Source organism: Sediminibacterium sp. (genome assembly GCF_030695065.1).
In the GTDB taxonomy this organism is placed as follows: Bacteria; Bacteroidota; Bacteroidia; order Chitinophagales; family Chitinophagaceae; genus Sediminibacterium.
This window is the reverse complement of the sequence record NZ_JAUYTR010000023.1, coordinates 403239-417422: the sequence shown is the minus strand read 5'-3', so window position 1 is coordinate 417422 and position 14184 is coordinate 403239. Positions and strand designations below refer to the sequence as shown.

The window sequence follows — 14184 nt, the reverse complement described above, 5'->3', positions numbered from 1 at the left end:
ATTTAGTAAAGGAATTTATTGCTATTACTTGATTGAATATTTGTGTTTATATCGCTCATACAATTGTTTGTGTTTATCGTCTAATACAATCTTTCTTCCTTGTATAAAAGCGTGTTCAACAATGCTGGTATGCATATCTAGAATATCCCCAGTGCTAATAATAATATTTGCGTCTTTACCTTTTTCTATAGACCCTGTGGTTTGATCTGCACCCAAAATTTTTGCCGCATTTAATGTAATTGCGCTTAGTGCTTCTTCTTTAGTTAAACCATAGGCCGCAGCTGTTCCTGCATTAAAAGCTAGGTTTCTTCCTCTGTTTTGTGGATCATCATCGTTTATACAAAACAAAACGCCCGCTTTTTGTAAAACTGAAGGTGCTTTATAGGGCATATCTACATCATCATCGTCTAAGGTAGGCAGGTTATGCATTTGACTTAAAATAACACTAATATTATGTTTTTTTAATAAGCTAGCTATTTGCCAGCTTTCTGATCCACCCACAATTACTACATCAAACCCAAACTCTTTTACAAAATCAATGGCCAACAACATCTGTTTAACCTGATTTCCATGTAAAAACAATTTTTGTTTTTTCTGAAACAACCCTCGAGCAGCCTCCAATTTCAAATTGCTTTCTTTGGGTGTATTTTCAATATACACTTTTGCTTCCCTAAAATATTTTTTTACAATTTCTATTCTATCTAAAGCTGCTTTTAGTGGATCTGTTGGTGCTTGAGGCATAAACTGTGCAAATAATGCACCCAATCTACCGCCTGGACGACCCAATAAGCTGGGTAAATATATATGCATACCATTGTCCATTTTATATGCAGCATCTTCCCAATGCCAAGCATCTAATTGAACCACACTAGATTGACCCGCAAGCAAAGAGCCAACAGGAGCAGTGTGTGCCAATAAAATACCATTAGAACGCAATGTATTCGTAATTTTTGAATCTGCGTTGTAGGCTGCAATAGAACGAATACTTGGATTCATGTCTCCAATTTCATTGAAATCGGTTGTGGCCCTTACTCCACTTATTTCTTGTAAACCCAAATTAGATGCAGGTAGAATTAGTCCAGGATAAATATGTTTTCCGGTTACATCAAAAACCTGAACATCTCCTTGGGGTATGGTTATATTATTTCCAACTTCTTCAATTTTCCCATTATTCATTTTAATGGTGGCATTTTCTATAACCGTTCCATTTCCTATATGTACTGTTCCATTCTTTAGGAATATAATACCCTTTTGCGCTTTCGCTGGGTAAATGGTTTCCTGTGCTTTTGTAACTCCAACTAAAAGGAGTAAAGCGCTAAGTGATATGATAATTTTTTTCATGATAATGTTTTTAGTGGTTGCTATTGTGTTCAATACCTTCTTCTTCACCCGCTTCAATTTCTAGTAAGCCCAATTTATGTCCATGGTCTAAACAAGTATGTACGTATTTAAAGCTTGGTGTAAATGGAGCCATTGGAGCACCCGTTCTTTTTTCACCCACCATTTTGCTGATTAAGCGTGTACGTTCTGCCTTTACATCTTTTCTCATTGCTTCATCTTTAGCACGGTCAAAGAAAATAGTTCCATCTACAACTGTGTACAGTGATTTTGCATAAATACTCAATGGATGAGCAGACCATAAAACCAAGTCGGCATCTTTTCCTTCTTTAATGCTTCCTACTTTACTGTCTACATGTAACATTTTAGCCGGATTGATGGTAACCATGTTTAAGGCATCTATCTCACTCATTCCACCATATTTTACACTTTTTGCAGCTTCTTGATTTAAGCGACGTGCCATTTCAGCATCATCAGAATTAATAGCAACGTTTAAACCAACTTTGTGCATAATTGCTGCATTATAAGGAATGGCGTCTTGCACTTCATTTTTGTAAGCCCACCAATCAGAGAAGGTAGAAACTGCTGCACCATGTGCTTTCATTTTATCTGCCACTTTATAGCCTTCTAAAATATGGGTGAATGTATTTACCTTAAAACCATATTTTTCTGCAACACGCATAGCCACCACAATTTCACTTGCTACATAACTATGACAAGTAATAAAGCGTTTGCTGTTCATTATTTCTACTAAGGTTTCAAGCTCAAGGTCTTTTCTAAAAGTACTTGTTGTAGCACCTTTTTTCTTGCTATTTGCTTCGTGCTCTTTTTTAGCAGCTTCATAAATTTTAGCCCTATTAAAGGCATCGTTTAATACCTGCTCAACACCCATTCTAGAATCAGGAAAACGAGTATTTCCTTGAGTAGATGAAGAGCGCTTTACGTTTTCACCTAAAGCAAATTTTATAAATGGATCAGCGCCTTCAAACATTAATCCTTTATCGTCTTTACCCCAACGAAGTTTAATTAATTGAGTTTGTCCGCCAATTGTGTTGGCAGATCCATGAAGAATATGAGAGCTGGTAACACCACCACTTAATTGTCTATAAATATTGATATCATCTGGATCAAGGTTGTCTTGCATTCTTACTTCCGATGTAACAGATTGTCCGCCCTCATTAGTAGATGCTGATGCAATATGAGAGTGTTCGTCTATAATTCCTGCAGTCAAGTGTTTTCCGGTTGCGTCAATCACTTTAGCAGTAGCATCACTTAATCCCTTTCCAACTTTTGCAATTTTTCCGTTCTTAACCAATACATCTGTACCGTCTAGTTTGCCCGCTTTCTCACTAGTCCAAACAGTAGCATTTTTGAATAAGATGGTTTCTGCTTTTGGAATATTTTCTTCGTCGTTACCAAATGCAGTAAAAGGATAAAAAGATTTACTGGTTTTTGGAATAGATTTTGATTTTGATTCTTCTGCCTTTGCTGTAGTTAAACTTACTTCTTCTGCAGACCAAGTAATATGATTTCCTAAAGAATCTACACCAGTTCCATTCCAGCTATTACCATTGCTAAATCCACTTAATTTGGCTGCATTTGCTGGTAATGGTGCTACCGCATTTGCTCCAGCTCCCATTCCAACACGTCCAACTCCACCCATTCTTCTTTGCATTGGAGCAAAACTGATTTTTACCACTTTGCCATCATAGCTAAATCTAGTAGACAATGTATCTTTCCCAACTAAAGTGGCAGAATTATTTGATTTTACTTCTAATGAATAATTTTGTGTTCCGTTGTCTGAATTTACCATTAAAGTATAGTTACCATTAATACCTTTCCAAGCATCTTCTTTAATTGCATATTTGTTTCCGTTTACCCAGTTTTGAAGAATGATTGATTTTTCAGAAAATACCGGAGCGGTAGAAATAACGAAGTTGGCTATTTTGCCCTCTTCTAAACTACCTACCTTATCATATACACCTAACCAAGTTGCTGGATTTTTGGTTAATGCCTCCATTGCAGCTTTTTCAGACAAACCATATTCTATTGCTTTTCTAAGATTGCTTAAAAAAGATTTTGGATCTCTTAAATCAGAAGTGGTTAAACAAAAAGGTATACCCGCTTTTTCAATTGCCGCAGGATTGGTTGGTCCTAATTCCCAATTTTTCATATCGGCCAATGAAACCATTCTTGCATCATTAGGATCTTCCACATCTTGTGCTTGTGGAAAATTTAGAGTAACAATCATTGGAGCTTTTGTAGCAGCTACTTCTTTTATTCTTTGGTATTCTTTACCAGTAGATTTCAGAATATATTGAACGCCAAATTCATCACCTATTCTATCTGCTCTTAGTACATTCCATAAATCAACTCCTCGGTCTTGAACATCAAATATTTGTGGGAGGGTTTGATTGGAATTAAAATATTGTAGCGTAATATTAAATCCTTCTTTAGTTGCCGCTTCTGGATTGTTTTTGTACCAAGCTGCATCGTTATAGGTTTGTCTTAAAAGGGCTATAGAACCCATTAATGAAGAGGGATAACTTTGAGTTGAAGTGCCTTTGTTAAAAGAATAGTGCGCAGCAGCTTTTTCTTTTACTATTACAAAATTGTCCTTTTCTCCAGATAAAGTTACTACAGCACCAGTACCTCTTACAATTCCATCTTTTTGGTGTGTAAGAACTGTTCCAAATCCGGCTTCGCGCATTGGCTTAGCCTTAGCATCATCTACGCTGAAAATTTTATAAGCATTCACTTCAGATTTTAATGCTTGATTCCAACCATAAGCTCCTTTTTGATTATTTGTAAGTTGAGCTGGACCACCAAAACCCCCGCCTCCTGTAGGTCTTTGAACCTGAGGCATTCCATAGTCTGAATAAATGTCTATAAAAGATGGATAGATGAACTTGTCTTTACAATCTATAACTACTGCATCTTTTGGAACAGTCACATTTGTTCCAACCGCAATAATTTTACCATCTCTAATAACCATTATACCGTTTTGTATGGTACTCTGGGCATCTTTAACAATGGTGGCATTGGTGAATGCATAGCAGCCATCTCTTTTATCTGCTACACCGTTCACTGGAAATGTTTCTTGGGCATGCAACATGGTTGTCAATACCAAACAAGAAAACAACAACTTGATTTTTCTCATAAGTAAGGTTGTTTAAGTAGGATTCTAAAGCTACTAAAATTGTTAATCTAATAAATTTTTGCGCTTTATTATTATGATGAATGGGTGAGGGGCTTATTGTGCTATTTGTTCTTTTTTGTATCTAGCTCCATTGGGGTCTATTTTTAATTTAATATGTCCGGTTTCATCTGATATTGCGCTTAAAAAAATACTTGTTCCACCCTTTTCTTTATTGGAGACATTTAGCATCTTTTTGGATTGATCTCTCTTAGTAATATTATTTAATGGAATTTGAATATGTAAGTTTGTTTTTCCATTAAGACCATAATCTCCACCAACAAATAGATTTAGTGCGGATGTGGCTATTTCCATTCTAGGAATATGAATATTTCCATTTTGTATAGTTATTTCATTCTGAATGTTTGAAAACTGCAAAGAATCAAGTTTGCGTTTTTTAAATATATGTTCTTGTATTTTAATTAATGGTGGATAGTTCAATAACGCACCTTGATTTAATTGAAAATTCAAATGCGCTTTAATTTTATTTGGATTAAAGCCGCCTTGTTGGTTAATTGGCCCTATTAATTGACCCTTGATAAATAGTATACCACGAATATTTTTATAGGAAATACCCGGTAAGTTAAAATTACCCATTCCATATAATAGCTCATCGGCTTTAACGCCAATAATATTGTACTTGGCAAATAGTGTTTTTACACCCTTATCGTAAATTATTTTTGAGGATAACTGAATATTTCCTTTTCCCATATTCATACTTAAACTACTAAGTTCCCATATTCCCGTTTTTAAACTAATGGATGATTTTAGATTTGTGGTTGTTAGTTTTTGCCATTTTATTGACTTTGCTTCTAAATTGATATGAATAGTTTCGTTTTCAAGTAAATGGTCAATTTTACTAAAAGTTGTCTTAATAGGCTTTTTACCTTTTTTGAAATTATGTTGTAGTGTGGTGCTAAAATTATTTAAATCTAAATATGGACTCTTTATGTTTAGTACAATATTTGCTTTCCCGGGAGTATTAGGAATTGCTGAAAGTGAGTTTGTAGAAACGCCTGTTACATTTATATTACTACCATCTTTTGTTCTAGCCGTTAAATTTTTTATTTCAACCGTATTATTATTTAGATTAATCTCAGCTTGAGTATTAATGATGTCTTTTTGAATGGGTTTTATATATATTTCTCCATTAACAATTTGTAATCTGCCTGTAATTTTAGTATTACTCTCCAATATATTATTTAATGGGCCCTCATAGTTAATGTTAATTATACCTAAACCTTTTTTAATGATTATATTTTCTGTATTCAAGGGTAAATTTAATTTTGTTAAATCAAATTGACTGCTAAAGCCTCCTTTTAAATTTGGATTAGTAAGATTGTTTAATTGAATATTTGTGGTTTTAATAGGAATGCTATGCCAATCACCAGTTAGTTTAGTTAATAAGATTGTACTGTTTGAATCTGACGGTGTTTGTTCTTTTTTTACTTGGTTATTAAAACTCCCCTTTACATCTGCTTTGGTAAATTGAATTTGATTCGTACCAATTATTGTCTGTTTCGTTTCCCAGTTTGCAATTACATGTGGTTCACCTCCATTTAAAGGGCCTGTAATAGTTGCATCAATTGATAATGGTTTTGTAATTGTTATGAACTTCAATACTCGATTAATATTCTTTGTAAGAAATAATTGTGCAATATCAAATGGAATACTTTTCGTTGATATATTTAATTTGAACTGTCCATCTTTTTTTAAATCAAAAATGCCTTGTATATTAAACGGTATTGATCCAATTATTAAGGATATGTTGTTAACCGATAGTGTTTGAATTTTATTATTTAGTTGTAATGTATATTTCCCTTTTAGTATTTGATTTTTTAAGAAGCTTCCTTTTAAATGATTAAATGTTAACGACCGAACAGTCATTTCTTTTTTTATAGTTAGTTCAGTTATTTCACCTGTTTTATTGGTTAGTACTTGTAATTTTTTTATGTTGAATTGAAAGTTCTTTAATTTTTGATCGTCTTTGATGATGATATTAAATTCATTCAATTCAATATTTTCTGGCATTGGAAATGTAGATTTATTTTCTGCTTTTCTTTTTTGTTTTAATTCATCAAGGTTGTGTTTTCCTAGTGAGTCTGTATAAATAAAGAGTTGTCCATTATTAATTTTTGTTTTGCTAAATACAATACTTCCAATTAATAAAGGCAAGGGTTTTATTCTAAGGGATACTTTTTTAGCCGTAAATAGTTTTTGATGATGCGCGCCATACATTGGCCCTTTAACATCTATATGATCTAACTGTATAGATAAATTTGGAAATTGCTCTATTAAACTTAAGTGAATGTTTTTGATTTCGACAACGCTATGGTATTTTTTTTCTATAGACTTACGCGCTTCTACTAGTAGTTTATATTTGTTTTGTTCAATATAAATACTAGCAATAAAATACGCCAGTATAATGAATAGACTTATACTAGCGAAACCATAAGCCAACCATTTTAGGATTCGCTTCAAAAGATTTGTTTTCCTGAAGTTAACTTATCTACCCATGTAAACCATTAGAATTTGTATATCTGAAGGATTTACACCGCTGATTCTGCTAGCTTGTCCCAATGTGCTGGGTTGAATTTTTTTCATTTTTTGTAATGCTTCATTGGATAATGCACTGAGTTTGGTATAATCAAAGTTGGTCGGAATCACCATGTTCTCCAAATCACTCATTTTATCTACAAGTTGTTGCTCTTTCTCAATATAGCGTTCATACTTGATTTGTATTTCTGATTGAAGCAGGGAATCATCAGATATTTCATGCAATGTTTCTTTTAAGGTTGGAAGCGAGTCTTGCAAATTTGCTAGGGTTACATTCGGTCTTAAAATAATTTTTGATGCTTTTTGTTTTTCTGTAATTGTTGCAGATTGAATACTGGTTAAATATTCGTTTATTTCATTTGGTTCTACTGAATAGTTTTTAAGGGTATCTTTTACAAAGGAAACTTCTGTTTTTTTAATATCAACCGCTTTCATTCTACCTTCTGAAGCCAACCCAATTTTATAACTTTTTTCTGTTAATCTTATATCGGCATTGTCTTGTCTTAGGAGTGTTCTAAACTCTGCTCTACTGGTAAACATTCTATACGGTTCGTCGGTGCCTTTATTTATTAAGTCGTCTACCAAAACGCCAATATAAGCTTCTGATCTTTTTAGGATAAAGGGTTCCAAATTTTTTGCTTTTTGGTGTGCATTTATGCCAGCCATTAAACCTTGACAAGCTGCTTCTTCATATCCGGTTGTTCCGTTAATTTGACCTGCAAAAAATAAATGACTGATTTGTTTTGTTTCTAAAGCATGTGTTAATTGAGTCGGCATAAAATAGTCATACTCAATTGCATATCCTGGTCTAAATATTTTACATTTTTCAAATCCAGGAACTTGTCTTAGTGCAGCCATTTGAACTTCTTCGGGTAGAGAAGTTGAGAAGCCATTTACATAAATTTCAACTGTATCCCAACCTTCTGGTTCCACGAATAATTGATGCCTGTCCCTATCTGCAAATCGACTGATTTTATCTTCAATACTTGGACAGTATCTTGGACCTACACCTTCTATTCTTCCCTGATACATGGGTGATCTGTCAAAACCTGTTTTTAATAAATCGTGCACCGTTTGGTTGGTGTAGGTAATAAAACAACTCCTTTGGTTTTCCGCTTTTACTTTAGGAATATTTATATAAGAAAAACCAACTATATGTTCGTCTCCCTTTTGTTCTTCCATTTTTGAATAGTCCAAGCTTCTACCATCTACTCTTGGAGGTGTACCAGTTTTTAATCTATCACTTTCAAATCCTAAAGCAACCAATTGTTCTGTAATTCCAGTTGCTGCTTTTTCTGCAACACGACCACCTCCAAACTGTTTTTCTCCAATATGTATCACTCCATTTAAAAAAGTACCACTAGTAACTACTACAGACTCAGCCATAATCTCGTGACCAAGACCTGTAATTACCCCACATGCTTTGTTGTTCTTAATAATAATTTCTTTTACCATGTCTTGGTAAAAATCTACGTTAGGTGTTTTTTCTAGCCATTCTCTCCATTTTGCAGCAAAAAGCATTCGATCATTTTGTGCTCTTGGGCTCCACATTGCTGGTCCCTTACTTAAGTTTAGCATTCTGAATTGAATGGTACTTAGGTCGGTGATGATTCCACTGTATCCACCCATTGCATCTATCTCTCTAACAATTTGTCCTTTTGCAATTCCACCCATTGCAGGGTTGCAACTCATTTGGGCAATGGTTTGCATATTCATGGTAATCAACAAAACGGAGCTACCCAAGTTGGCAGCTGCCGCTGCTGCCTCACATCCTGCATGTCCAGCGCCCACTACTATTACATCGTATTTTGAAAACATGGTGCAAAGATATTATAGGATAAGCCCTAACCGAATTTTTTTAATATTTCTCTTTCAGTTAAGATTGATTTTGCAGAACCTGTTTCAAGGTACTGTTGGTATTCATCAGCTGAAAAGCTAGGTATAGCCTCCAGTTCGGTTTTATTTGCTTGTAGAAAACCAATAAGCTTTGCAGAAGGAATAGTGCTGTGCTCAATTAAAATAGCATCCAACTTTTTTAAATAATATAAACATCCCTCAAATCCAGCGTCTTTATAAAGCTTTTCAAAATAATTCTTGGCAAACATTAAATCAATAGAATGCCCTGAGCCCCCTTCTATTGGTGTAACTCGAATATTTAAGAATCCCCAACAGGCTTTCAACTCTTCTTCATCACTGGTATTAAACCAAGCAATTGGTATAATATGTTCAAATTGCCACGCTTTTCCAAAGTTCTCCCAGCTTAGACCATTTGAGAACTGTGCTTCAATCCACTTTCGAAGGTCAATTTTGCAAAGACCAAAGTAGGGTGCGTATTGTTCACTAGGGGCATTTTCAAGCACAAACCGCCTGAATGCCATTTGCCATTTTCTTTTTTCGTTCTGCATAGTTGCTTTATAGGGCCTAAAGTTCTATGTTCCACGAATCACATCCAAATAATGTTTCAGGGTGGAACGGTTGCCCGTGGAACCTCCAAGTTAACCTGGTTAAGGGAGTCTGGCAATCAATGATTAGTTTTTAGACAAATCCCCACAACCTAGTTCTTGTACGATAAGGAATTGATTATTGGGAAGTTGCTTCACGCTAACCCCAATTTTGGTGTAATTAGGATTGAATAGATTTTTCCTATGGCCCAGATCGGGTAGGTTAATGTCTAAATAAAGTAATAAAAGAGAGCTGAGTCCTTCATTGTCATTCCCCAAAGAGATGTTTTCTCCAGAACAGTTCTTATAGCCCACTTTTTTCATCCGATCACTAAAGCTTGAACCATCTGAAGATTGATGACTTACCCTTCCATTGTTTTGTGCAATATCTTCTGCATGTAATTGTGCAGCCTTTGTTAGCTTCAATTCTGGCTCAAGAAATGGAAGGGGCGTTATTTTGCCTAGATCTTTAATCAGGCTATTTGCATATTTCCCTTTTAAGCTGGGCTGTAGTTTAATAAACGGCAAGAGGGCCCCATCTCTAAAAGCCTTTGGATAAAGTCTGGCGAAGTTGGTCCAATAAATAAAGGAGCGGGCAGCCTTGCTAGCGGATTGGTATACATTGTTTTGTTCTAGTTTTTCAACTAGATCTGTGTTAATGGCAATATTGGGTTCAAAGGGAATGTCTTTAAGAACTACCTGACTGTATTGTTGGGCATTCAGATAACCAGAACAAAATAAAAAACATCCGATTACCAATACTTTTAGATTCATTGTTGGGCTTTGGCCATTAGTTGCAAATACTGGTCCTCTTTTTGCCTCATCACTACAATTTCACTTTTCTTTTTGTCTTTATAGCCACACAAATGGAGGGCACCATGAAAAAGGACTCTTTGCATTTCATTCTGGAAGGAAACCCCCTGCTGTGTGGCATTGTCTTTTACCCGATCTATGCTTACATATATTTCAGCATCAATGGGTTCACCTGGTTCGTTTAAGCCAAAAGTGATGATATCGGTGTAATAATTGTGTTGCAGAAAGTCTTGGTTAATCTTCAAAAGCATTTCATCGGAACAGAATATATAGTTGATGGCCCCCAGCAGTTTTTTCTCTTTTTTAAAAATAGATGCTATAAAAGATTTTAACCCTGCTTTGTTTTTAAATACAAATGGACGATCTCCGGTTCTAAAGTTGATTTTGGTCATAGTTGGTTATTACTCCAAAATTCGTAACAAAACCAATACGGGCTAGATTACCTTTACCATATAATCGGAAATATGAAAAGATTGTCTGAATTGACAGCGGGGCAAAAGGGTATCATCGATTCATTTGAGAAGGACGAGATTTTTATCAAACTCATGGAAATGGGATGTGTGCCAGGCGAGAAAGTAAAAGTGGAGCAAATTGCTCCTTTAGGAGATCCTATATCAATTTGTGTATCTGGTTACCGACTTAGCTTAAGATTAAGCGAGGCCAACAGTATTTTTGTAACCGAAGATTTGTCATAACAACCTGATAATCAATAAGTTATATGAAAATAGGCCTCTATTTTGGATCCTTTAACCCCATTCATACGGGCCACTTGATTATAGCCAGTCATGTTTTAAACGAAACCGATTTACAGCAAGTATGGTTTGTGGTGTCTCCCCAAAACCCTTTTAAACAAGAACATAGTTTATTGAACGAGTATCATCGCTTGCATTTAGTGCAGTTGGCGGTAGAAGAAGATACAAGACTTAGGGCATCAGATATTGAATTTAAGCTACCCAAGCCTTCTTACACCATCGATACCTTGATTTATTTAAAAGAAAAATATCCGCAACACGAATTCACCATCATTATGGGAAGCGATAGTTTCCAGAATTTACCCAAGTGGAAAAACGCTCCGCTATTAATTAGTGATTATGCATTCATTGTTTACAATCGTCCTGATTTTGTAGTCACCAATAAACACGAAGCACGAGTAACTATTTTAAATGCCCCCTTATTAACCATTTCTGCAACCCATGTTCGGGATAATATTAAAGCAGGAAAAAGTATTCGATACTTGGTTCCAGACAAAGTGCGCGAATATATAGAAGCTAACAAGTATTTTAAGTAAAGACTTCTTCATCCACTTAAATAATATTCAACAAGAGCCCGTGTTTTTCTAAGCTGAATACGATAGATTTATTCTCGTAAAACAACGCTATGAGAAAAATATTTCTGCTCGTCTTTATTACCAGCTCTTTACAAGTGTTTGCCCAATCATTAACGGTAGACCATATTATGCGAGATCCTAAGTGGATGGGAACATCGCCTTCAAATTTATTTTGGAGCAACGATAGTAAAACAGTTTTTTTCAATTGGAATCCACAAAAAAATATATCAGATTCATTGTATGCATTTTCAATTAATGCAACTGCTCCAGAAAAAGCCAATAATACTATTATTGAAAAAAACAGCGCATTAAATAATGCAGTCTATAATTTATCTGGAACACAAGTGGTGTATGCTTTTCGTGGAGACATTTATTGGATGGATATTAAAACCAATAAAACCATTCGAGTAACACAAACGGAAGAACAAGAAAATAATCCATCCTTTATCATGAATGATGAGTGGATTGTTTTTACCAAGTCTCCTAATTTATTTGCGTGGCATACCAAAACAGGTGTACTCATGCAATTGACCAATATTGGTACCGGTGGGAGCACAACTGTAGGAAACTTCAATCGCTCCGCGGCTACAATCAACTCACAAACCCAAGATGGATGGCTGCAACAGCAACAATTAGATTTATTTGAAGTGCTCAAAGATAGAAAAGACAAAAGAGAGCAGCGAGCCAATTATGTTAGAAACAATCGAATGGTGTATAATGACACCATCAAAAGAATTGCAACGGGCGATAGAATGATGCAAGGCCTACAAATTAGTCCAGATGCACGTTTTGTAACTTATCGATTGTATCAAGCGCCAAGTGGAAACAAGCAAACCATTGTTCCAGATTATGTAACAGAGTCTGGTTATACCAACAATTTAAATACCAGAACTAAAGTGGGTAATGCCTTGGGCAAATTTGATTTTTATGTTTGGGATCGTGTTCGGGATACGTTGATGCAAATAAAAACCGATGCCATACCTGGTATTCAAGACTTACCCGATTATGCAAAAGATTATCCAAAAAGATATGAAGGAAAAAAACCAATCAATCGTTCAGTAGCAATATATGGTCCTTATTGGAACAGCAGTGCAAGTTTTGCGATTGTAGATATTCGTTCTCAAGATAACAAAGACCGTTGGATCATGCAATTGGAAGCTGTAACTGGAAAATTGTTGCTTATCGATAGACAAAGAGACAATGCATGGATTGGTGGTCCTGGAATTGGTGGTGGAAACTTCGGAACAAAAGTTGGATGGGTAAACAATGACCAATTTTATTTTCAAAGCGAAACTTCGGGCTATTCGCACTTATATATGTACGATGTAAAAACACAAAATAAAAAAGCATTAACTGCTGGTAATTATGAAGTGCAAGATTTGAAGTTGAGTAAAACCAAACAGCATTTTTATTTATTGACCAATGAAACACATCCTGGAAAATTAAATTGGTACCGTATTAAAACAGATGGTACTTCAAAAGAAAGAATCACGGCATGGGAAGGAGGATATGAAGTGAGCATGAGCCCCGATGAAAAATGGATTGCCTATCGATACTCTTATATCAATAAGCCTTGGGAATTATTTGTACAAGAAAATGCGCCCGGCAAAAAACCCGTTCAGGTCACCAATCTTTCAATGAGCGATGAGTTTAAAAAATATGATTGGAAAGAAGCAAAAGTGACTACCATTCCTGCACGTGATGGTCAATCCATTTATGCAAGAATTTATGAACCAACTGCAGCAAAGAAAAATGGGGCAGCGGTATTTTTTGTTCATGGTGCGGGCTATTTACAAAACGTGCATTATTGGTGGAGCAGTTATTTTAGGGAATACATGTTCAATAATTTATTGGTAGACAAGGGCTATACGGTGATTGATATCGATTATAGAGCCAGCAGTGGTTATGGTAGAGATTGGCGCACGGGTATCTACAGACATATGGGAGGGAAAGACTTAACCGACCATGTAGATGCTGCAGATTTCTTAGTGAAAAATTATGGCATTGATCCAAAGCGAATTGGTTTGTATGGTGGATCTTATGGAGGCTTTATTACGTTGATGGGATTGTTTACTACACCTGATGTATTTAAGGCAGGAGCCGCATTAAGACCCGTAACCGATTGGGCTCATTACAACCATGGATATACAGCCAATATTTTAAATGAACCAGTGCAAGATTCTATTGCTTATGCAAAATCATCTCCCATCAATTTTGCAGGGGGCCTAAAAAATCATTTATTGATTTGTCATGGCATGGTAGATGTGAATGTGCATTTTCAAGATGTGGTGCGCTTGTCTCAAAAACTCATTGAACTCAAAAAAGAAAATTGGGAACTTGCGGTATATCCAATGGAAGACCATGGCTTTGTAGAGCCTAGTAGTTGGACCGATGAATATAAAAGAATTTTGAAATTGTTTGAAGAGAAATTGAAACCCTAAACCATTGGTATTACCAAATCATGAACACAAGGTTATCATAATGTAACCATATAATTATCAAATAGTTAAGAA

At 35.3% G+C, this 14184-nt stretch carries 10 protein-coding genes; 3 read left to right on the top strand and 7 right to left on the bottom strand.

Annotated features, from left to right (window positions below; translation table 11 throughout):
• Positions 1-24: 24 nt before the first annotated feature.
• The 7 genes from Q8S25_RS12600 to ybeY all read right to left on the bottom strand — a co-directional run bounded on the left by Q8S25_RS12600 (position 25) and on the right by ybeY (position 10736).
• Positions 25-1341 carry an amidohydrolase family protein gene (locus Q8S25_RS12600; RefSeq protein ID WP_305538285.1) on the bottom strand — a complete coding sequence of 439 codons (1317 nt, stop codon included), beginning with the start codon at positions 1339-1341 and terminating at the stop codon, positions 25-27.
• A 10-nt stretch (positions 1342-1351) separates the two neighbouring features.
• The gene (locus Q8S25_RS12595; RefSeq protein WP_305538283.1) at positions 1352-4498 is read right to left on the bottom strand and encodes an amidohydrolase family protein; all 3147 of its coding nucleotides are present in this window, start codon (positions 4496-4498) and stop codon (positions 1352-1354) included.
• A gap of 93 nt (positions 4499-4591) precedes the next feature.
• A complete protein-coding gene (locus tag Q8S25_RS12590) occupies positions 4592-7015 on the bottom strand; it encodes an AsmA-like C-terminal region-containing protein (RefSeq protein ID WP_305538281.1) in 2424 nt (807 codons plus the stop codon).
• A 24-nt stretch (positions 7016-7039) separates the two neighbouring features.
• The gene (gene mnmG / locus Q8S25_RS12585) at positions 7040-8908 is read right to left on the bottom strand and encodes a tRNA uridine-5-carboxymethylaminomethyl(34) synthesis enzyme MnmG (protein WP_305538279.1); all 1869 of its coding nucleotides are present in this window, start codon (positions 8906-8908) and stop codon (positions 7040-7042) included.
• A gap of 26 nt (positions 8909-8934) precedes the next feature.
• On the bottom strand, positions 8935-9495 hold the full coding sequence (locus Q8S25_RS12580; RefSeq protein ID WP_305538277.1) for a hypothetical protein: 561 nt from the start codon (positions 9493-9495) through the stop codon (positions 8935-8937).
• Between the two features lie 123 nt (positions 9496-9618).
• Positions 9619-10305 carry a CAP domain-containing protein gene (locus Q8S25_RS12575; RefSeq protein ID WP_305538275.1) on the bottom strand — a complete coding sequence of 229 codons (687 nt, stop codon included), beginning with the start codon at positions 10303-10305 and terminating at the stop codon, positions 9619-9621.
• Positions 10302-10736 carry an rRNA maturation RNase YbeY gene (gene ybeY, locus Q8S25_RS12570; RefSeq protein ID WP_305538273.1) on the bottom strand — a complete coding sequence of 145 codons (435 nt, stop codon included), beginning with the start codon at positions 10734-10736 and terminating at the stop codon, positions 10302-10304. Before ybeY ends, Q8S25_RS12575 begins: the two co-directional genes overlap by 4 nt.
• A 72-nt stretch (positions 10737-10808) precedes the next feature.
• Here ybeY and Q8S25_RS12565 point away from each other — a divergent pair, with 72 nt between their 5' ends.
• The 3 genes from Q8S25_RS12565 to Q8S25_RS12555 all read left to right on the top strand — a co-directional run bounded on the left by Q8S25_RS12565 (position 10809) and on the right by Q8S25_RS12555 (position 14112).
• Positions 10809-11039 (top strand): FeoA family protein, encoded by a 231-nt coding sequence (locus tag Q8S25_RS12565; protein ID WP_295191353.1) that lies wholly within the window; start codon positions 10809-10811, stop codon positions 11037-11039.
• Between the two features lie 23 nt (positions 11040-11062).
• A complete protein-coding gene (gene nadD, locus Q8S25_RS12560; protein ID WP_305538271.1) occupies positions 11063-11632 on the top strand; it encodes a nicotinate (nicotinamide) nucleotide adenylyltransferase in 570 nt (189 codons plus the stop codon).
• Between the two features lie 89 nt (positions 11633-11721).
• Complete coding sequence (locus tag Q8S25_RS12555) at positions 11722-14112, top strand: prolyl oligopeptidase family serine peptidase (RefSeq protein WP_305538269.1); 2391 nt, start codon at positions 11722-11724, stop codon at positions 14110-14112.
• Positions 14113-14184: the final 72 nt, after the last annotated feature.

Coding starts and splice junctions, on each gene's coding strand:
- Q8S25_RS12600 (WP_305538285.1), bottom strand. CDS start 1,341: ATGAAAAAAATTATCATATCACTTAGCGCTTTACTCCTTTTAGTTGGA.
- Q8S25_RS12595 (WP_305538283.1), bottom strand. CDS start 4,498: ATGAGAAAAATCAAGTTGTTGTTTTCTTGTTTGGTATTGACAACCATG.
- mnmG (WP_305538279.1), bottom strand. CDS start 8,908: ATGTTTTCAAAATACGATGTAATAGTAGTGGGCGCTGGACATGCAGGA.
- Q8S25_RS12580 (WP_305538277.1), bottom strand. CDS start 9,495: ATGCAGAACGAAAAAAGAAAATGGCAAATGGCATTCAGGCGGTTTGTG.
- Q8S25_RS12575 (WP_305538275.1), bottom strand. CDS start 10,305: ATGAATCTAAAAGTATTGGTAATCGGATGTTTTTTATTTTGTTCTGGT.
- ybeY (WP_305538273.1), bottom strand. CDS start 10,736: ATGACCAAAATCAACTTTAGAACCGGAGATCGTCCATTTGTATTTAAA.
- Q8S25_RS12565 (WP_295191353.1), top strand. CDS start 10,809: ATGAAAAGATTGTCTGAATTGACAGCGGGGCAAAAGGGTATCATCGAT.
- nadD (WP_305538271.1), top strand. CDS start 11,063: ATGAAAATAGGCCTCTATTTTGGATCCTTTAACCCCATTCATACGGGC.
- Q8S25_RS12555 (WP_305538269.1), top strand. CDS start 11,722: ATGAGAAAAATATTTCTGCTCGTCTTTATTACCAGCTCTTTACAAGTG.